General features: G+C 61.4%; 23 protein-coding genes and 1 pseudogene. 7 read left to right on the forward strand and 17 right to left on the reverse strand.

The features are described 5' to 3' along the window. Positions 1-59: 59 nt before the first annotated feature. Positions 60-518 carry a metallophosphoesterase family protein gene (locus tag AB7M33_RS22265; protein WP_099429499.1) on the forward strand — a complete coding sequence of 153 codons (459 nt, stop codon included), beginning with the start codon at positions 60-62 and terminating at the stop codon, positions 516-518. Positions 519-613: 95 nt separating this feature from the next. Here AB7M33_RS22265 and AB7M33_RS22270 read toward each other — a convergent pair whose 3' ends face one another. The 4 genes from AB7M33_RS22270 to yghU form a co-directional block, all read right to left on the reverse strand. Then, a complete protein-coding gene (locus tag AB7M33_RS22270; RefSeq protein ID WP_454243632.1) occupies positions 614-1,531 on the reverse strand; it encodes a pyridoxal-phosphate dependent enzyme in 918 nt (305 codons plus the stop codon). A gap of 15 nt (positions 1,532-1,546) precedes the next feature. Then, complete coding sequence (locus AB7M33_RS22275) at positions 1,547-2,239, reverse strand: helix-turn-helix transcriptional regulator (RefSeq protein WP_027594837.1); 693 nt, start codon at positions 2,237-2,239, stop codon at positions 1,547-1,549. A 73-nt stretch (positions 2,240-2,312) separates the two neighbouring features. Continuing rightward, the gene (locus tag AB7M33_RS22280) at positions 2,313-4,019 is read right to left on the reverse strand and encodes an amidase (protein ID WP_454243633.1); all 1,707 of its coding nucleotides are present in this window, start codon (positions 4,017-4,019) and stop codon (positions 2,313-2,315) included. A gap of 137 nt (positions 4,020-4,156) precedes the next feature. Beyond that, positions 4,157-4,996, reverse strand: coding sequence for a glutathione-dependent disulfide-bond oxidoreductase (yghU, locus tag AB7M33_RS22285; protein ID WP_099429495.1), 840 nt, complete (start codon positions 4,994-4,996; stop codon positions 4,157-4,159). A gap of 197 nt (positions 4,997-5,193) precedes the next feature. Between yghU and AB7M33_RS22290 the strand changes: the two genes are divergently transcribed. Beyond that, positions 5,194-6,240, forward strand: a complete 1,047-nt coding sequence (locus AB7M33_RS22290) for an alpha/beta hydrolase family protein (protein WP_454243634.1) — start codon at positions 5,194-5,196, stop codon at positions 6,238-6,240. Here the strand turns inward: AB7M33_RS22290 and AB7M33_RS22295 are convergent. The 5 genes and pseudogenes from AB7M33_RS22295 to AB7M33_RS22315 form a co-directional block, all read right to left on the reverse strand. Further along, positions 6,202-7,395 carry an MFS transporter gene (locus tag AB7M33_RS22295; protein ID WP_099429493.1) on the reverse strand — a complete coding sequence of 398 codons (1,194 nt, stop codon included), beginning with the start codon at positions 7,393-7,395 and terminating at the stop codon, positions 6,202-6,204. The two genes, AB7M33_RS22290 and AB7M33_RS22295, sit on opposite strands and share 39 nt — an antisense overlap. A gap of 150 nt (positions 7,396-7,545) precedes the next feature. Beyond that, positions 7,546-9,132, reverse strand: a complete 1,587-nt coding sequence (locus AB7M33_RS22300; RefSeq protein WP_027594842.1) for an ABC-F family ATPase — start codon at positions 9,130-9,132, stop codon at positions 7,546-7,548. A 32-nt stretch (positions 9,133-9,164) separates the two neighbouring features. Next, positions 9,165-9,514: pseudogene (locus AB7M33_RS22305) on the reverse strand (integrase). Positions 9,515-10,104: 590 nt separating this feature from the next. Then, positions 10,105-10,359, reverse strand: a complete 255-nt coding sequence (locus tag AB7M33_RS22310; RefSeq protein ID WP_027594844.1) for a hypothetical protein — start codon at positions 10,357-10,359, stop codon at positions 10,105-10,107. A gap of 145 nt (positions 10,360-10,504) precedes the next feature. Then, positions 10,505-11,335, reverse strand: coding sequence for a hypothetical protein (locus tag AB7M33_RS22315; RefSeq protein WP_225876643.1), 831 nt, complete (start codon positions 11,333-11,335; stop codon positions 10,505-10,507). 157 nt (positions 11,336-11,492) lie between these two features. Between AB7M33_RS22315 and AB7M33_RS22320 the strand changes: the two genes are divergently transcribed. Further along, positions 11,493-11,792 carry a hypothetical protein gene (locus AB7M33_RS22320; protein WP_027594846.1) on the forward strand — a complete coding sequence of 100 codons (300 nt, stop codon included), beginning with the start codon at positions 11,493-11,495 and terminating at the stop codon, positions 11,790-11,792. Between the two features lie 34 nt (positions 11,793-11,826). On the opposite strand, the gene AB7M33_RS22325 is transcribed toward AB7M33_RS22320, so the two are convergent. The 3 genes from AB7M33_RS22325 to AB7M33_RS22335 all read right to left on the reverse strand — a co-directional run bounded on the left by AB7M33_RS22325 (position 11,827) and on the right by AB7M33_RS22335 (position 12,848). Further along, positions 11,827-12,036, reverse strand: coding sequence for a hypothetical protein (locus AB7M33_RS22325; protein WP_027594847.1), 210 nt, complete (start codon positions 12,034-12,036; stop codon positions 11,827-11,829). Positions 12,037-12,086: 50 nt separating this feature from the next. Further along, the gene (locus AB7M33_RS22330; RefSeq protein ID WP_238211879.1) at positions 12,087-12,548 is read right to left on the reverse strand and encodes a GNAT family N-acetyltransferase; all 462 of its coding nucleotides are present in this window, start codon (positions 12,546-12,548) and stop codon (positions 12,087-12,089) included. Positions 12,549-12,626: 78 nt separating this feature from the next. Beyond that, positions 12,627-12,848: a hypothetical protein gene (locus AB7M33_RS22335; RefSeq protein ID WP_454243635.1), complete on the reverse strand. Its 222-nt coding sequence runs from the start codon at positions 12,846-12,848 to the stop codon at positions 12,627-12,629. Positions 12,849-13,037: 189 nt separating this feature from the next. On the opposite strand from AB7M33_RS22335, the gene AB7M33_RS22340 reads away from it, so the two are divergent. Continuing rightward, positions 13,038-13,397 (forward strand): hypothetical protein, encoded by a 360-nt coding sequence (locus AB7M33_RS22340; protein WP_099429483.1) that lies wholly within the window; start codon positions 13,038-13,040, stop codon positions 13,395-13,397. A gap of 198 nt (positions 13,398-13,595) precedes the next feature. Here the strand turns inward: AB7M33_RS22340 and AB7M33_RS22345 are convergent, their stop codons facing one another. After that, the gene (locus AB7M33_RS22345) at positions 13,596-13,802 is read right to left on the reverse strand and encodes a hypothetical protein (RefSeq protein WP_027594850.1); all 207 of its coding nucleotides are present in this window, start codon (positions 13,800-13,802) and stop codon (positions 13,596-13,598) included. A gap of 353 nt (positions 13,803-14,155) precedes the next feature. On the opposite strand from AB7M33_RS22345, the gene AB7M33_RS22350 reads away from it, so the two are divergent. Both AB7M33_RS22350 and AB7M33_RS22355 read left to right on the forward strand, forming a co-directional pair. Next, on the forward strand, positions 14,156-14,956 hold the full coding sequence (locus AB7M33_RS22350; RefSeq protein WP_099429482.1) for a lipopolysaccharide biosynthesis protein: 801 nt from the start codon (positions 14,156-14,158) through the stop codon (positions 14,954-14,956). Positions 14,957-15,031: 75 nt separating this feature from the next. Further along, entirely contained in the window at positions 15,032-15,532 is a 501-nt protein-coding gene (locus AB7M33_RS22355; RefSeq protein ID WP_099429481.1) for a methylated-DNA--[protein]-cysteine S-methyltransferase, read from the forward strand. An 11-nt stretch (positions 15,533-15,543) separates the two neighbouring features. Here AB7M33_RS22355 and AB7M33_RS22360 read toward each other — a convergent pair whose 3' ends face one another. The 3 genes from AB7M33_RS22360 to AB7M33_RS22370 form a co-directional block, all read right to left on the reverse strand. Further along, positions 15,544-15,786 carry a hypothetical protein gene (locus AB7M33_RS22360; RefSeq protein ID WP_238211869.1) on the reverse strand — a complete coding sequence of 81 codons (243 nt, stop codon included), beginning with the start codon at positions 15,784-15,786 and terminating at the stop codon, positions 15,544-15,546. Further along, the gene (locus AB7M33_RS22365; RefSeq protein WP_027594854.1) at positions 15,783-16,526 is read right to left on the reverse strand and encodes a carbon-nitrogen hydrolase family protein; all 744 of its coding nucleotides are present in this window, start codon (positions 16,524-16,526) and stop codon (positions 15,783-15,785) included. Before AB7M33_RS22365 ends, AB7M33_RS22360 begins: the two co-directional genes overlap by 4 nt. A gap of 76 nt (positions 16,527-16,602) precedes the next feature. After that, a complete protein-coding gene (locus AB7M33_RS22370) occupies positions 16,603-17,118 on the reverse strand; it encodes a DUF3016 domain-containing protein (RefSeq protein ID WP_454243636.1) in 516 nt (171 codons plus the stop codon). Positions 17,119-17,193: 75 nt separating this feature from the next. Here AB7M33_RS22370 and AB7M33_RS22375 point away from each other — a divergent pair, with 75 nt between their 5' ends. Then, positions 17,194-17,919: a metallophosphoesterase gene (locus AB7M33_RS22375; RefSeq protein ID WP_099429480.1), complete on the forward strand. Its 726-nt coding sequence runs from the start codon at positions 17,194-17,196 to the stop codon at positions 17,917-17,919. On the opposite strand, the gene AB7M33_RS22380 is transcribed toward AB7M33_RS22375, so the two are convergent. Then, complete coding sequence (locus tag AB7M33_RS22380) at positions 17,867-18,481, reverse strand: LysE family translocator (protein ID WP_454243637.1); 615 nt, start codon at positions 18,479-18,481, stop codon at positions 17,867-17,869. The two genes, AB7M33_RS22375 and AB7M33_RS22380, sit on opposite strands and share 53 nt — an antisense overlap. Between the last annotated feature and the right edge of the window lie 65 nt (positions 18,482-18,546).

Raw genomic sequence — 18,546 nt, forward strand, 5'->3', positions numbered from 1 at the left:
TGACTATCCTGATCTCACGGGCGTTTTTCTCTCCACTCCATTGGACCAGGAACGCAAGCATGAAAATTGGCGTGATCGCCGACACCCACGGTTTATTGCGCCCAGAGGCGGTGGATGCGCTGGTCGGTTGTGCGCTGATCGTGCATGCCGGCGATATCGGCAAACCGGACGTACTGGAGGTGCTGGAGGCCCTGGCGCCGGTGCGGGTAGTGCGCGGCAACAATGACCTGAAATGGCCTTGGGCGGCGGACTTACCCGATCAACTGCGCTTCGACATGGGGGGCTGGCAGGCACTCCTGGTGCATGACATCGCCGATGTGCCGGCCAAGCTCGATGAGGCTGTGCGGGTGGTGATCACCGGGCATTCGCACAAGCCGCTGATCGACTGGCGGAACGGGCTGCTTTACCTGAATCCCGGAAGCGCCGGGCCGCGACGGTTCAAATTGCCCGTGACGGTGGCGGTGATTGAAATAGAGGGAGAAGCGTTAGTCGCCAACATCATTCCCTTGCTCGATTGACTGCCTCGGCCCCTTCGCGGGCAAGCCCGCTCCTACAGGGCAAAGTTATTCCTGTGGGAGCGGGCTTGCCCGCGAAAGGGCCGGAACAGGCAACCTCAATCGACCTGCTTCAACCAATCCTGAATCTGCGCCAGTGTCGCCGTGGCGCCCCCGCAAACCACTATCAGCACATTGTTGTACTCGGCCAATTTCTCGGCTTCGTAAGCTACCGCCAATGCAGCCCCACACGCGGGCTCCACCAATACCCGATGATCGAGCAAGAAGCGTTCGCAGGCTTCCAGCGCGGCACGGTCGCTGACCAGATGGTTGTGCAGCGGATGGTTACGCGCGCATTCCAATGCCTGATCAGCAACGCGCTTCGCACCCAGGGAGGTGGCCACCGAGGCGAGGCGCTCAAGTTCAACCGGGTGGCCAGCCTGCACCGCTGCGTGCAGCGAGGCGGCACCGGTAGTTTCCACCGCCAGCACAGGTACATCATCCCAGCCATTGCGTTTCAGCCCTTCGACTACGCCACTGAGCAATCCGCCTCCGCCGACCGACAGCACCACCGCATCGGGCCTAAGCCCGGTCGCGGCAACTTCGTCGATCAGGCTGGCATGTCCGGCCCAGAGCAATGGGTCGTCGAAGGGGTGAATGAACGCATCGCCGCTGCCGAGCAGGGTCTGGGCTAGCTCGTTGGCCTCCTGCCAGGAGCTGCCATGCACCACCACCTTGGCGCCTTCAAGGCGCAGCAGTTGCTTGGCGCGCTCGGTGGTGGTCTCGGGTACCACCACGGTCACCGGCACCCCCAGTTTGCGGCCGGCATACGCCACCGCCAGCCCGGCATTGCCCCCGGACGACGACACAAAATGGCGCGCGCCCCTGGCATGGTGGACTTCGCAGGCATGGCCCACGCCACGCAGCTTGAACGAACCACAAGGCTGCACTGCCTCAAGCTTGAGCCAAACGGTACAGCCTGACGCCAGCGAAAGCGGGCGGGATTCGATCAGCGGCGTCTGTATATGCAAAGTCATCGTTAGCTCCAAGCGTCAGTCTTCACGAGCCGCTGCCGGTTGTTCGCCACGCAACTGCTCCAGGTAGTTGTAAACGGTGTAGCGGGTCACCCCAAGGGCGCTGGCAGCCTTTTCCACGCCGCCTTTGACGATGAACAAGCCACGCTCCTGCATGACCCGCACCGCGTCGACCTTGGCCTGCTTGGTCATCCGGCCTTGGCCGCTGCGTTGCAGCGCGCCCTGGATGATTTCGCTCATCAACAGCGCCATGTCGGCGGGTTCGCTGACCGCTGGCGAGTCGCTCAGGGGCTGTAACTGCTGCAGAAAATTCATCGCAGCGTCCAGCCCCGTAACGTCGGTATTGATGCAGAGGCTGGCGAACGGGTGGCCGGTGCTGTCGCGGAAAATGGCCGTGGCGCTGCGCAGGGTGCGGCCCTTGAGCGTGGTCGGGTAATCCGGCAAGACCACAGGCGCACAGCCGCGCTGTTCCACGGTGGCCCGCATCAGGGCCTTGAAGCCTAGGTCCTGCTCCGGCGCGGCGAGGATTGGGCTGCCGACGACACGGCCGGAGAGGTGGCCGTTTACGATCGCCACCACGGAGTGTTCCGGGTGGTCAAGGTCGTGCAGGAGGATTTCCATGTTGCGCGCGGCAACGCTGCCCAAAGCCTGGATAGCGGCCTTGAGAACGGTGAGGGTGAGCTGACGTTCTTCAGGGGGAGAGAGCGGCATGAATGCATCGCCAAATTCAACGGTTTGTGCATTTTTACACAATACGTTGAAAATGGCGATGTGAGGGGCGAGTTTACTTGCCCAGTGCTGGCGTACGCGGTGGAATCATGCGGCGCGAGCCAGTGGCCTCGAAGGCCGCTGCGAAGCTCAACAGGTGGTTGTCGGTATAAGCGCGGCCGGCGAAGGTCAGCCCCACCGGCATGCCGATGTCAGCCATTACACCCATGGGCACGGTGACGGTCGGTACGCCCAGGTGGCGGATCGCAAGGTTGCCGTTGGCCACCCAAATGCCGTTGCTCCAGGCAATGTCGGCCGAAGCCGGGTTGACGTCAGCATCCGCTGGCCCTACATCGGCCACGGTCGGGAACAGCACCGCGTCCAGGCCCAGGGTGTCCATCCAGTCTTCCAGGTCCAGCTTGCGGGTCTTCTCCAGACCGCGCAGCCCGTCGGGCAGGGTTTCTATCTGGTCCCAGGTCTTCAGGCCGCGCTTGGCCATGTTGACGTATTCGTCCATGCCGGCGGCCAGGTCGTCCTCACGGTTGGGCAGGGTGCCGGGGTCGTGCGGGAAGATCTTCGGCCCATCGACATCGGCCAGGCGGTTGAGCTTGGGGTCGTCGTTGGCCCGCAGGAAGTCGTCAAAGGCCCAGCCCGACAGCTCCCACAGTTCGTCATGGAGGAATGCCTTGCTGACGATGCCGCGGTTGTACACGGTCGGGGCGCCTGGGCGGTCGCTTTCGCAGTTGGAGACCAACGGGAAGTCCACTTCGAGCACTTCGGCACCTGCAGCTTCCAACGCCTGGCGCGCTTGTTGCCACAGGTCGATGACGCTGTCGCGGGTGTTGATGCGCTGGCCGGTTGGGCCACCGATACCCGGTTTCTCGGAAGTGCCAGCTTCTGGGTCGGCATTGATGTACATGCGCGGCACGCCAAAGCGTTTGCCCTTGAGCGCGCTGGCATCCACAGCCAGGTCCAGGTACGACGCTGGGCGCACCGACGAGGCGGCCGGGATAGTTACCCACGGCTGCAAGCGCCACAGGTCACCGCGTGTGTCGGCGTCGTCGGCAACCACCACGTCGAGGATTTCCAGCAGGTCGGCCATGGTGCGGGCATAAGGCACCACCACGTCCATGGTCGGGGTCAGCGGCCAGTTGCCACGCACCGAGATCACCCCACGCGAAGGGGTGTACGCGCAGAGGCCGTTGTTCGATGCTGGGCCACGGCCACTGGACCAGGTTTCCTCGGCCAGGCCAAAGGCACTGAAGCTGGCGGCCGTCGCGGTGCCGGCACCGTTGGACGAGCCAGAGGCGAAGGGCGCAGTCAGGTAGGCGGCGTTGTACGGGCTTTCGGCACGGCCATAGACGCCCCGCTGCATGCCACCGTTGGCCATGGGCGGCATGTTGGTCTTGCCCAGGCACACAGCACCGGCGGCGCGTAGGCGCTCGATGGTGAAGGCGTCGCGCTGGGCGACCAGGTCTTTGAAGGCTGGGCTGCCGGAAGCCGCAGTCAGGCCCTTGACCAGGTAGCTGTCCTTGGCTGTGTAGGGGATGCCGTCCAGCGGGCTCAGGGGCTGGCCCTTGGCGCGGCGGGCGTCGGAGGCTTCAGCCTCCTTCAGTGCGTCTGGGTTGCGTACCACCACGGCGTTCAGTGTGGTAGCGGTGTCGGCGCCATCGTAGGCGTCGATGCGCGCCTGGTAGGCCTTGACCAGCTCGACCGCCGTCGTGCGGCCCGACTCGAGTGCGTCGCGCAGCTCGGCAATGGAAACCTCGGTTACCTCGATCATGCGTTCACCAAAAAGTTTTGCAGGTGGGGGCTAGTGCGAGGAGTGTACAAGAAGGCATTGCCGGACGCAGGTTTGCGCAGGGGCAAATGGTTTTATGCAGGCGAGCATTGTCGGGGCCGCGAGGCGGCCCCGAACGGTCAATCCAGGTCGGCCGCCGAGTGCCGTTCTGGTACTTGGCTGGCTTCATCGCCCCAGGTGCGATTGACCCGTGACCCACGTTGCACGGCGGGCCGCTGGGCGATCTCTTCGGCCCAACGCTGTACGTGGGTATATTCGTGCACCGCCAGAAACGTTGCTGCGCCATAAAGATTGCCGCGCACCAGCTCGCCATACCAAGGCCACACGGCGATATCGGCGATGCTGTATTCATCGCCGCCCAAATAACGGCTTTCGGCCAGGCGGCGGTCGAGCACATCCAGTTGGCGCTTGGCTTCCATGGTGAAGCGGTTGATGGCGTATTCGAACTTTTCCGGGGCGTACACGTAGAAGTGGCCAAAGCCGCCGCCCAGGTAAGGCGCCGCGCCCATCTGCCAGAACAGCCAGTTCAGGCTTTCGGTACGTGCAGCGGCAGACGTGGGCAATAGCGCACCGAACTTTTCCGCCAGGTACAACAGGATCGAGCCCGACTCGAATACCCGTACCGGTGGCTCGACACTGCGGTCGAGCAGGGCAGGGATCTTCGAGTTGGGGTTAACCTGCACGAAGCCGCTGGAAAACTGGTCACCCTCGCCGATGCGGATCAACCAGGCGTCGTATTCAGCGCCGCTGTGGCCCAGGGCGAGCAGCTCTTCAAGGGCAATGTTCACCTTCACGCCGTTGGGCGTGGCCAGCGAATACAACTGCAAGGGGTGCTTGCCCACTGGCAGTGCCTTGTCATGGGTCGGGCCGGCTACCGGGCGGTTGATGCTGGCGAACTGGCCACCGGAGGCTGCGTCATTGCGCCAGACCTTGGGTGGGGCGTAAGGGTGCTTGCTCATGCAGGGTGCTCCTTCAAGGTCGCGAAAGGGTCAGGTAAAGCGATTGACCTGCATCTATGCCATGGGTTCTCGGAAAAGCGCAATTGCATTGGGCGCGGGCGTTGCGTGCATGCAGGGTTTCATCCAGTTTTCATCTGCCCTTGGCGTCGGCGGCTCTATGCTGGCGCTATCTCTGACCCTGCACGGAACGGCTGGCGATGAACATCCCTCGCAGCGTGTTGGCGCTGGTCCTGCTCGGCGGCGTGTTGGCGCACGCCCACGCCGCGCCTTGGGTCGCCGGTCTGCACCACATGACCCTGGCCGACCCTGTCGATGATCGCCCGATGCAAGCGCTGGCGTTTTACCCGGCGACAGGTGTGCCCCATAACATGCGCATCGACGGCTACCCGCTCGACGTCGCCGAAGAGGCGCCGGTGGCCGTGGGGCAGTTCCCTTTACTGGTGCTCTCCCACGGCAATACCGGCAGCCCGCTGGCCTTGCATTACCTGGCCACCGCGCTGGCACGGCAGGGTTTTGTGGTCGTGGCGGTGGTGCACCCGGGGGACAACGCCCGCGATCACAGTCGCCTGGGTACCTTGAGCAACCTCTATGGCCGGCCGCTGCAAGTCAGCGCCGCGATCACGGCTGCCCGTGACGACGCGCTGCTTGGGCCCTACCTGAATGATGGCAAGGTAGGTGTCATCGGCTATTCGGCCGGGGGCGAAACGGCGCTGATCGTCTCGGGTGCGCAACCCGACCTGGACCGCCTGCGCCAGTACTGCCTCGAGCGCCCCAGCGATGGCGACGCCTGCAAGACCCATGGCGTGCTGATTGCCGACCGCAGCGAGCTGGCACCGAAGGCCGATTCACGGGTGGGCGCGGCGATGCTGATGGCGCCGCTGAGCCTGCTGTTTGGCCGCCATGCGCTGGCCAGTGTGCACATCCCGGTGCTGATCTACAGCGGCGACCGCGACCAACTGGTGGCTGTGGACCGCAATGCCGAAGCGTTAGCACGCAAGCTGCCAGTCACACCGGATTACCGTCTGCTGGCCGGCGCAGGGCATTTCGTGTTCATGGCGCGCTGCGACGAAGAACAACACGCCCGCATGCCGGCGCTGTGCAAGGATGCCGAAGGCGTTGACCGCCGCCATATTCATCACTCGTTGCAACGCGACACCGCAGCGTTCTTCAGCCAGGCCCTCAGCGCACCGCTACCGGATGAGCGCTCAGCTGCGTCGGCTGCGCCGCGCCAGAAGCAGCGTTAAGCCAACGCCTGCCAAGGCGAGCAGGGCGGCAACGCAGAAGATAGAGGCATAGCCCAGGTGCACTGCCACCGCGCCCATCACCGGGCCGGCAATGGCCAAGGCCATGTCGAAAAACACCGCGTAAGCCCCCAACCCAGCGCCGCGGCTGCTGCTAGGCACCTGCTTGATGGCCTCTACACCCAGTGCCGGGTACACCAGCGACAAGCCGAACCCTGTGAGCCCGGCACCTGCCAACGCCCAAGGCGGCGAGGGTGCCAGCCACAGCAGCCCCAGGCCAATCACCTCGGTGGCCATGCACACCACTGCCACGTTGTATCCGCCAAACCGGTTGACCGCATTGACGAACAACAGCCGCGAAATGATAAAGCACACGCCGAAGGCGCTCAGGCACCAGGCTGCACCGGCCCAGCCACGTTCCAGGTAATAGAGGGTGACGAACGTGGTCAGCGTGCCATAGCCGATCGACGCCAATGTCAGCCCCAGGCCACAGGGCGCAACGCGGCCGAAGGCAGACCAGAAGGGCAGCCGTTCGCCCCGTACCACCACCACGTCCGGGCGTTTGCGCAGCACCAGCATGGCCAGCAGCGCCAGCACCAGCAAGGTTGGCCCCAGCACGCTGAAGTCCAGGCCATCCACCGCCAGCACACCGACCGGTGCACCAATGGCGATGGCGCCGTAAGACGCGATACCGTTCCACGAGATCACCCGGGCGGTGTGCTCCGGTCCAACCTGGCTGATGCCCCAGCTCAAGGTGGCCACGCCGATCAGCCCTTGGGCGATGCCCAGCAGCAGGCGCCCGCCCAGCAATAGCGCCAGGCTCAGTAACGGCACGCTCAGGGTCCAGGCCGACAACAGCGTCAGCACCCCGCAACTGGCAATGCCGAGCAAGCCGAAACGAATCGCTTGCTTGCCGCCCAGCGTGTCCGCCACCCGCCCGGCAAAGGGGCGGCTCAGCAGGGTGGCCAGGTATTGCAGGCCAATCGTTATCCCGGCGACAACCGCGCCGAAGCCCAACTGGTCATGCACATAGCTGGGCAACACCGCAATCGGCAGGCCGATGCAGAGGAAGGCAATGAACGTGTAGAAGACGATCGACAGGATCTGCAGGGTGATGTTGGAGGTATTGCTGGCGGGGGCGGGCTGTTGCGCGGTCATGGGCTCTTTCGCGGGCGGGCGGTTGGGCGTTGTTTCATCATGGCCGTTGCGCGAAGGAAATGAAAGCAGGCTAACGAATTATTCCGGGTGAATGAACCATCCATGGGATCCGCCTGGTCAACTCAACGCGACCAGGCGGAGCGCACTACATCAGACTACGACGCCCTGGCTACGCAGGTAGTCGTCATAGGTGCCGCTGAAGTCCACGACACCGTCCGGCGACAGCTCGATGATGCGGGTGGCCAGCGAGGACACGAACTCGCGGTCATGGCTAACGAACAGCAGCGTGCCTGGGTAGTTTTCCAGCGCCAGGTTCAGTGCTTCGATCGATTCCATGTCCAGGTGGTTGGTCGGTTCGTCCATCACCAGCACGTTCGGTTTTTGCAGGATCAGCTTGCCGAACAGCATGCGGCCTTGCTCACCACCGGAAATCACCTTCACCGACTTGAGGATCTCGTCGTTGGAGAACAGCATGCGCCCAAGGGTGCCGCGAATCACCTGCTCACCGGAGGTCCACTGGCCCATCCAGTCGAACAGGCTCAGGTCGTCCTCGAAGTCGTGGGCGTGATCCTGGGCGTAATAGCCCACTTCGGCGCTGTCGGTCCACTTCACCGAGCCCGCATCCGGCGTCATTTCGCCAACCAGGGTGCGCAGCAGGGTGGTCTTGCCGATACCGTTGGGGCCGATGATCGCGACGCGCTCGCCAGCTTCGACAGTGATGTCGAAGTTCTTGAACAGAACCTTGTCGTCGAAGGCCTTGGCCATTTTTTCGACCACGACGGCCTGACGGTGCAGCTTCTTGGTCTGCTCGAAGCGGATGAACGGGCTGACCCGGCTCGACGGCTTGACCTCGGCCAGCTGGATCTTGTCGATCTGCTTGGCGCGCGAGGTGGCCTGCTTGGCCTTGGAGGCGTTGGCCGAGAAGCGGCTGACGAAGGTCTGCAGCTCGGCGATCTGGGCTTTCTTCTTGGCGTTGTCCGACAGCAACTGCTCGCGCGACTGGGTCGCGGCGGTCATGTACTCGTCGTAGTTGCCTGGGAACAGGCGCAGCTCACCGTAGTCCAGGTCGGCCATGTGAGTGCAGACGCTGTTCAGGAAGTGCCGGTCGTGGGAAATGATGATCATGGTGCTGTTGCGCGCCGTGAGGATCGTTTCCAGCCAGCGGATGGTGTTGATGTCCAGGTGGTTGGTCGGTTCGTCGAGCAGCAGCACGTCCGGGTCCGAGAACAACGCCTGGGCCAGCAGCACACGCAGCTTCCAGCCCGGCGCCACTTCGCTCATCGGGCCGAAGTGCTGGTCCAGCGGAATACCCAGGCCCAGCAGCAGTTCACCGGCACGCGATTCGGCGGTGTAACCGTCCATCTCGGCGAATTCGGTTTCCAGCTCGGCGACGGCCATGCCGTCTTCCTCGGTCATTTCTGGCAGCGAGTAGATACGATCGCGCTCGGCTTTGACCTTCCACAGCTGGCCGTGGCCCATGATCACCGTATCGATTACGGTGAATTCCTCGTAGGCGAACTGGTCCTGGCGCAGCTTGCCGAGGCGGGTGTTCGGCTCGAGCATGACCTGGCCACCGGACGGCTCAAGGTCGCCGCCGAGGATCTTCATGAAGGTCGACTTACCGCAACCGTTGGCGCCGATGAGGCCGTAGCGGTTGCCGTTGTTGAATTTGACGGAAACGTTTTCAAACAGCGGCTTGGAGCCGAACTGCATGGTGATGTTGGCGGTAGAAATCAAGTGCTTGTCCTGCGGGGGTTCCAGAGGTGTATTTAGGCCCTCGTGTCAGTTTTGGGCCAATTTTGGGCCAATTCGACGCGGGGCGGCAGCTTCTCCAGCTCCCTCCAGTCCGAGGAGGAGCTGATCCATTTCGCGTAGGTAGAGAGCAACATTCCAACGCTATGGCCGAGCTGATTCGCGATGAACGCAGGGTTCATCCCAGGCATCAGGCACAGGGTTGCGTAGGTGTGGCGGGTGTCGTACTGACGGCGATCACGGATGTCCAGCGCTTGAGCGCTGATTTGAATGGGCGGATTGTAACACTTGGATCGCAGCTCCACAGCCCACCTTTGCTTGGTTGGACCACGAAAGGGCTGGCAGGGGGCACGGACTTGCACGCCATGCGTTGGAGCGTTGTGAACTGCAGGGCTTGCTTGATGGCGTTAAGGGCCCGCTCGTCGAGTAGGCTGCCCGGTGATGAGGGAGAGCACCGGTGCCTTTTTAAAGTGTTTACGTGAGAAGCGGTACGGCCGCCTATTCTGCAAAGGTCTGCCCTCGCGTAAAAATACGCGAGGGCAAACCCTAGATAACTAGAACCAACCTGAAATTAAGTGCGAAACATCAGAGAAGAAGTAAAGATCCTTGGGCTGATCGAGTATTGGGGCACCCCTGGAGCTACGTGCGGTGCCTAGAATGAATGGCTTTTTCAGCGCTTGGCCCGCCGAGCTTGACGATAAATGCTGAGGTGCTTGCGGGCGGCGCCTAGGCACTGTACGAACAGTTTTGTGGGAGCGGGCTCGCCCCGCGATGGAGTGCGAAGCGCTCCTGTACCCGGTATCGACTAGCGTCAAAGTCGCCGCGAATTCAGGCTTTGCTGCCGCGTTGCGGCAGATCGCGGGGCAAGCCCGCTCCCACAACGATGGATGGCCATACTTTTCGTACAAAACCTAATCTATTTGGTTAGGCTGGCTGCACTGAATAATGAAAGCGGGCTTATCCTCGGATCACCTTAAGGCGCGCCCGCCCAGCGTCCGTGATGGCGTTTTCGCCTTCATCGCTGATGCGGTAGCGACCGGACACTGACTGTGTAATGGTGAACCTCACCAGTCCGCTTTTGGACAAAGCCTCACCCACTTCAAAGCTCATTGCACGCTCTAGGTCGAAGATTTTTGTTTCTCCGATTTTATAGCGGGCAAACGCAATCAGCGCCGAATCTATCGCCGCTTGGTCTATCACCTCAACACGCATTTGACCTCCTGGTCTGAATCGCCCAGGTCCTTGCGGTTAACGGACCTGGAAGTTCGTAGAATGCGCAACGCTACTACGGAGCCGGGCGTGTTAGTTACTGGCTTTGCGTCCATGCTGGATGGGTGGCCAGTCATGATCGTTAGTTTTAGTCTGCGTGCGGCGCTGCAGTGTCCGTTAACGACATCTCTTTTGGAAACACGTTGATAAACGCACTAATAGCAGGCTTATCGTCATCATCGATATTGATCTTCGGTGTTTGCGACGATCGACTGATGTCCGTTGCAAAATTAGCGGCCCTCAGCGCACGTTCGATTTGCTGGCTTCCCGGGCTGTCATACAGCACTGCCTGAACGCCCGTGGCCTCTTTGGTGAGCATCAACTGCTTTATTTGTACCCGCACGCCCGCTTTGGTCAGGGCAACGGCGATCTGCTTGGAGAACGCCAACGCTTCGTCGTCGTTTCTGACGATATTGAGCAGTACGGTTGGGGCTACTTTGTCTTTGGCGAGCGCTGCCGCCAATGCCTGGAACGCGGCCTGTGCCTGCGCTGTCAGCTTTCTGGGCCGCAGGCGATGTTCAATGGCCTGGCGCTCTTTTTTCGCGGCGTCCAGTTGTGCCGTCAACGCCGCGTTCTGTTGCAGGAGCTCTTCGATTTTCAACTGGGACTGGGCGGCGGACTGGTTGGCTGTGGCGATCAGTTGGCTGGCCTCGGCCATGGACCTGTCTGACTCGCTACTTTGCACCTCGGACGTCAGGTGCGCCAAGATGACCGCGCAGGCCGAGACTAAGGCGGCAATGATGGCGGTTGTTGTAGCAATGCTGTGAATAAGGCTGGCGTTATCTGCTGAAATTTCTGGCATTAGCGTGCTCTTGAAATTTAGTTTCCATGATTTTGCGTTTTTGATTTCGCGGCAGATTGCCATAAATTCACCGTGCAAGCGACCTCTGGCGTCGACTGTCGGTGCTTGATTTGGCATGACGTGATGGCCTGCGTAGGCAAACGAATAACGCTTTGTTTACAGGTGATTGCCAGTTGTCCGATTCAGCTCACATTTCGACTGAGTACAGTTGCGCGCCGTTTGCCTTTGGCTATGGTGGCTTTAGGTATACAACTAAAGTCGTAGGAGGGGCGACATGCGGATTCGCGGCGACGTTTTCTGGGGCTGGGCTGACCCAACGCTTCACCATCGGACTCACGACGAAACGTTAAGTGACGGCAGCTACATCGATGTCCAGGTGCGACTGTCGCGAACAGGCAATACGCAGATGTTCATCGGGGTTTATGCCCCCAGTGGCATGGCCATTCATGAAGAAGCATTCGATTCGCGCCCAGGCGAATCAATGACCCGTGCCTTGGCGTGGGGCGTGGGCAGGGCGCGGCGGATAGCAAGCGATGCGATTCCCGTGACCGAACAGTTCGCCTGCGCTAAGTAGCGAGCTCTGAAGGTTGCCGTGGGTTGGGCGTGGGTCAGGTCTCATCCTTGATCTTTGCTGCGACGGACCTCAACTCACTGGCAACCCCATCGATGGACTTGATATGAGCGCGTACATCGATCTCGCTGTCTGAGGTCGCCCGCGCTTCCATGAACTTGGCGTGCCCGGTCATGGCTTTGCTGAGTTCATTCAGGTGGTCGGCGGTTTTGACGAGATCGGCTTTGATGGTATGAAGCGGTTCCATGAGCGTGAGTGCGTTCCTTGAAGTGTGCGTCTACAACCCTGTCCGGCTGTTCAGCGAAGCGTGCGTGACATCAGCCACTGCAGGTTGCCCCACGCCTCGAACTGCTCAATCACCGTCCAGCCACGCTTGGCATAGTAAGCCTGTTTATCATGGGTGTGCAGGTACAAGGTTTCGAGTCCGGCAGTGCGCGCATGGGCACATAGGCGCTCAATCAGGTCCTCGGCGATACCGGCTCCTCTGGCTGTCGGGTCAACGAACACGCAGGCAAGCCAAGGGCCGAGGTCCGGACGGGAAGGCAGGTCTTGGGCTGCTAGAGCGGCTCCGCCCAACAACTGGCCTTGCTCCAGGGCAATCAGGCATTGCCAGTCACCATTGCCCTGGCCTTCTGCGAACTCGTGCTGCCATCGCGAGAGGTCGATGCCGTCGAACTCATACGTGAATTGCTGATGAATCCACTGAGCGAAGGCGTTGCAATGGTTCATGTGGTTCGCGAGCCAATCAAACTGAGGCATGGGCATCCTGCACGGTAGTACCTGTTCAGCGCATCATGACACAACCAGCAAGTGGACACGCAAGTGAAGCTTTTCATGCTAAGGCTGGTCAGTGTCCGGCTTGCCGCCTTCGTTACTTTGCACCTGCAAGACTGAGCCTTTATCGTCCGTTGCCAACAAGGCACTTTGTGCATTGTCAGTGTGCAGTTCTGCATGCGCGATGTTTGCTACACCCCGAAAGATACCGCGGCTTTCTTCATCTGTTTTCACTGTGCTCAGGTTATCACCCTGGTAGAAAAAAAGCGTGCGAGTGGGTGGCATGTGGAGCGCTCCTTGTGGTGCTTCAAGATAATGTGTATCCGCACGGCCACTCTCTACCCGCTTCACGGCTTTGGCTACTAGCAGAATTAACAGGTGCCCGCTTTAGTGAAACTTCAATAGAATGTTCACTCATAAGCAAAATGCACCACGACCTTGGTTGATTGGAACCAAGTTGCAACGCTGGGTAGAATGCCCCGTATCCCTAATGGTCAATTGCAAATGCCTACATTTCGTATCTTTGTTTGCACCTTGTTGACTGCCAGCCTTGCCGGTTGCGCAACACCGGGTAACCCCACAGCCAGTAAGCTGACCTCCAAAACCCCTGCACAATATGCCGCCTGTGTAATGCCCAAGTGGCAAGCACTGGCGCCCCTCGCCAACCAGAAATCGATCGCCCACGGTTATCGATTGACCGCGCCAAGCGCAGTGGCCTCCGACGATGTCCTCGAGGTGGTTGAGTCGCGCGACGGCAGCCGCGCCACGTTCTACAAAGGCAGCTTCCTTTCGGGCGACAAACTGCGCCAGGCTGCAAGAGAGTGCCTGGAGTAAGCTCAGTAACCTGAGTCGCCCATGGTCGCCGGCTTGTCAGTCAGTTAAGCGTCATCGGCGGTGAATGGGGCTGCTGTGCAGCCCATCGCAGCGGCCCCCTTGGCCGTAACTGACCGGCATTAATCGGGGCAGGGTCATGAGGTGAGTCCGCAAGTACTCCACACGTCATTTGAGCGCACCCGCTTCGGCGACTTCCCCTCAGCGTGCTTCGAGTTTTGTGTTCATCCGCTGGCATTGCACTTCTGCATCGGTCCTGTTCGGGTAACTGGGTTTGAGCCGCTCCTTCGCCAAGTTGTCGTAAATGTCGAACCCGCCGCATACGGTGGCTGCGTAGTACCGGCTACCGACGCGGAAAGACTCCTTTTCGATGGGTACCGCCGGAACGATAACGAATCTTGGTTGCATGTTTCGTGCCTCCCCAGGCAGAGACCTAAGTATTAGTCGGGCAGTTGGTAACCATCAAGCAGGCTCATGGGCAAGCGACGAATAGCCCGGTGCGTGACACCGCTTCCAGTACGCCCGTTCGTCGGTGCAATGGGGGCAAAGCGCCTGCCAGACCTGCAGGCGGGTGAACAACGACCGGGAGTACGGGTCTGTAGAAACACTGCGCTTATGTGGAGAAGGGCGCTGTCATTACTTCCACTTTTGGACAGATTTAGACCCAGCAGTCGCTTTGTGTAAGGTTTTTGTAAAAGCGTCCGTTGTGCATACAAGGACCGGTATCGTGTTTTGTACTGTCCAGTCCAAAGTAGCAAACGATGAACACACTTCCGTCGCAGCCCAGTGCTGAACGCGGGGCGTTCTCCAGTTTCGAGGCGTGTCGCAATACCCAGCAAGGCCCCGTGGTGATTCTGGCCTCGGGTGCTTCAGCCAGGCATTTCCCGCTGGCTGATTTTGCCCACCTGCCCATCATCGCCATGAACGGTTCAGTCGCCATGACAGCAGAGCATGGCGTGAAACCGTTTTTCTACGTGTGCACCGACAAAAGCTTCGGCCTGCAGCAACCTGATCTGTTTGCCACCGCCCTGCGTGACAGCCAACGGCTCGCGCTGTGGCCAGAGCAATTCGAGGGTGCCGACATACCAGCTGCCAGCGAATGCTATGCCTTGCACAAGGCGCACACACCCGGCCTGCTCGACGGTGTGCGCGGGCACGGTGACAGTTGCGTCTGCAGCCGCGCACTGTGGAGCAAACGGGCACGGTCGATCGCCTTCAGCAAAGACTTGTCGCAGGGTTTTTTCGATGCCCGCACAGTCGCCTACGTGGCGCTGCAACTGGCTTATCACCTGGGGTTCGAAGAGGTGCTGCTGGTGGGGGTCGACCTTGACCAGACGGTGGGGCGCTTCTACGAGACCGAAGAAGGGCAACATTCACCGTGCGGCCTGGACCAGCATTGGGACAGCCGCATCCTGCCGTCACTGACATTGATGGCGCGGCAAGTGGTCAATGAGCATTTTCACGTCTACAACCTGTCGGCGGCGTCGCGCATCCCGGCCGAACTGATCCCCAAGGTCAACCTGTCAGAAGCCAGGCGGATTGCCGGCTGTGGGATTGGTTGAGCAAGAAAGCGGGTGCGTGTGGCCTTGCGCCTGCGTAGAGTGCGCTGACCATCTCGCACCCTGCAGGAGCCCCCAATGTCCAGCGCCTTCACCTTCATGCAATCCCCCGTTGGCACGCTGACGCTGGTCGCCCGCGGCGAACGGCTGGCAGCCGTGCTCTGGGAAGAGGAGCGGGAAAACCGCGTGCGGCTCGGTGAGCTCCACCGAGATGACCGGTGCCCAGTCCTGCTGGACACCGCCCGCCAGCTGGGCGAGTACTTTGCCGGTACGCGGCGACGCTTTGACCTGGCGTTGGATTTTGTCGGTACGCCGTTTCAGCGCGAGGTGTGGGCTGCATTGCTGACCATCCCTTTCGGTGAAACCCGCAGTTACGGCGACATTGCCCGGCAGATCGGCAACCCCAGCGCAGTCCGTGCAGTAGGCGCGGCCAATGGCCGTAACCCGATCTCCATCATTGCGCCGTGCCACCGGGTAATTGGTGCTTCAGGCAACCTCACCGGCTTTGCCGGAGGGCTTCAGGCGAAGCAATACCTGCTGGCGCTGGAAGGCAGAGAAAGCCTGGCATTGGCGCTCTGAGTCAGGCAAACCTAAAAGATCCAGCTGGCGACCAGGCAGGCCACCAGCGCCAGCGCTGATCCGGCCATCAAGGTGTACTGCCGGTGGGCCCGCCGTGCATGGGGCCGGACCTCTCGCAAGTATTCGCCAGGGGTGGGCGCACCCGGTCGATGGCGCAGGCCTTCGGCGATTTCGGCCAATTGACCCTGGATCAACAGCCCGACCAGGTAATGCGTGGATGCGTAGCTCGCCAGCGTCAACAACAGATACTTCACGCAGTCAGCACCCTCAGTGGCACAGCGGTCGCGCTGGAGTGGGTGGTATCCAGCAGAATCAGCCCTTCGCAGGTGTCATCCAGGCTGGCCAGCAGCCGACCCTGGCTATCCCAGGCCGCAGACCCACCTGCGCCGATGAACGTATCGGCAGGCCCCACGCAGTTGGCCAACAAGACGGTAAGGCCCAGCGTGCGAGCGACCTCCGGGTAATGCTCGTAGCCCTCACCAATGCCCTTGGCCGTTTTCGCCACACTGGCCAGGTACACCTGCGCGCCCTGTGCCCGGGCCTCTGCAGCATGTTCAATGAACATCGACTCGTAGCAGATGGCAGGCGCTACCCGGTGCTTGGCCACCTCGAGTACCAAGGGTTGATCGCCGGCGGCGAAGTAGGGCAGTTCATCGCCGTGCAGGCGCCGTTTGGCATACGCCTGGCGGGGCATGCCTGGGCTCAGGATCGGCATGCCGATGCGAATGCCGTCAGGCGTTGGCAAGGGCAGGCCCACGGCGACTGTGAGAGCATGTTGGTCGCACAGTGCCTGCAGTGGCTCCAGCCGTGGGGAGGATAACGGCAGGGCGAGCTGGCGGGCCAAGGTCGGCTCATAGCCGGTCAGTGACAGTTCAGGAAACACCACCAGCTCAGCACCCAGCGCCGCAGCCTGCTCGATGCAATACAGGTGACGCGCAAGGTTGCCCTGAATATCGCCTTTGAGCGACGCCAGTTGCACGGCGCAGATCTTCATCAACAGCTCCTTCCCTGGTACGAGTCAAGGGCCGAGCATACGCCTGGCCGCAACACCTGTACCAGTGAAGGGTTTTTCAGGAAGCCGAGTGCGGTGCGAAGCGCTGGCGGAACCAGTCGTTCAGCATGGCCTTTTCGGCATACAGGCGGTCGCTGCTGCTGGTCACGCGCCCTGGGCGGCTGAGGTACATCTTGTCGCTGACCCGTTCCTGCGCTTGCTGGGCAGGTTTGCCGGGCTGGCTGAGGGTGTAGCTGAGGTCGATGGTCGGCCAGGTGATTTCGCGCATGAAGCGCACATCGTAGGCATTGCTGTGCCAAGGCTCGAAGCGCCCGGCCAGGTCGATGTCACGGATGTCGATAACCAGCTGCTGGTCTGCTTGCAAGTAACGCTGGCCGAGCTTCTGCAGGTACTCGGTCAGGGCCTTCATGATATAGGCATCGGCACCCCGTTCGTAGCCGGCACTGTCGAGGCTGGCATCGCGAAATTTTTCGGGATGGTCGAATCGCACCTCGACCTGCGCAGCCGGAGCACCTTGTGCCATGCTGTTCAATGACAGCGCCACGAGCACGGCACACACGAGGGCGGTACGCATGATGCACCTCCAAGGTGAAAGACGTGTCCTTTTATTCTACGCCTGCCATGACAGCACCCACAGAGGAAGTTTGTAATGAGTCGGTTTCGGCGGGTAGCCGCCAACCCCCTGGGTCGAGACCTGGCGGTGGGTGATATCCACGGGCACTTCGGGCGCCTTGTTCGGTGCCTGCAAGCGGTTGGGTTCAACCCCGCAGTGGACCGCCTGTTCAGCGTCGGTGACCTGGTCGACCGCGGTCCGCTCAGCCACGCGGCACTGGCATGGCTGGACTTGCCCTGGTTTCATGCCGTGCAGGGGAACCATGAGGCGCTGGCGGTTACCTACCTGCGCGGTGGCCGGCTCGACCTGGAGATGTACCACGCCGCCGGTGGTGGCTGGTTTCTTGAGCTGCCCAAGGCTGAGCAGCGGCGCTTTGTCGAACGCTTCGAGCAATTGCCGATCGGTATGGAAGTTGAAAGTGCAGCGGGCCTGATCGGTCTGTTGCATGCCGACAGCCCATTCGCCGATTGGCCCGTGTTACGTAGCTGGTTGGAACTGGATGACGACCCCGAGGTACGCGAAGTCTGCCAATGGTCGCGGCGCCGGCTGAAGGAGGGCGACACCCGGCCTGTGCACGGCATCCGTGCCTTGTTGGTCGGGCATACACCCGTGCTGCAGGTCAAACAGCTGGGCAATGTCTGGCACCTGGACACCGGCGGCTGGGCCAGCGGCCATTTCAGCCTGCTCGACCTGGCGACCCTTGAGCTGGTCAGCCCCGCGCAAGGTGCACAAGCAACGCCCCGGCCAACACCATCAGCATGACCCCCGAAGCCCGCTCCAGCCAGGGCAAGGCGCGGGCGAAGCGCTGCAACACGCGCTGGTTGCCGATGGCCACGGCGACCAGCAGGTCCCAGAGCAGCACGATGCAGAACATCCAGCCCGCATACACCAGCTTCCAGCCGACACTGCTGCTGGCGACCATGCTGGCGAGGCTGGCGTAGAACAGCGCGTTCTTGGGGTTGAGAATGCCCGACAAAAAGCCCATCGCCAGGCTGCGCCACCCACCTGGTACAGCGCCATTGCCGGCCACTGCGGCCAGGTTGGAATGCCCGGCGTAGCGCAAGAATTGTGTGCCGATGTACAAGAGGTAGGCCGCACCGGCCAGCTGCAAAGCCATGAACAACGTGCTGCCTTCACGCAAAATCGACAGGCCAGTAAAGGCCATGGCGATGAAGGCGCCATTGGCCAACGCGATACCCAGGCACGCGCCGCTGGCGGTGCGCCAACCGCCACTGATGGAGGTGCGAGCAACCAGGAAAAAGTCCGGGCCGGGTGACAGCAGGGCTAGGAAGTGGGCGAGGGCGACGATCAGGAACTGCTCCATGGGCGAGACGACTCTGGCAGGGAAAGCCGCAGTCTGGCGTCGAGCCTGGAGCCCGTATTGAAGAT

The organism is Pseudomonas sp. Y3 TE3536, from assembly GCF_053629175.1.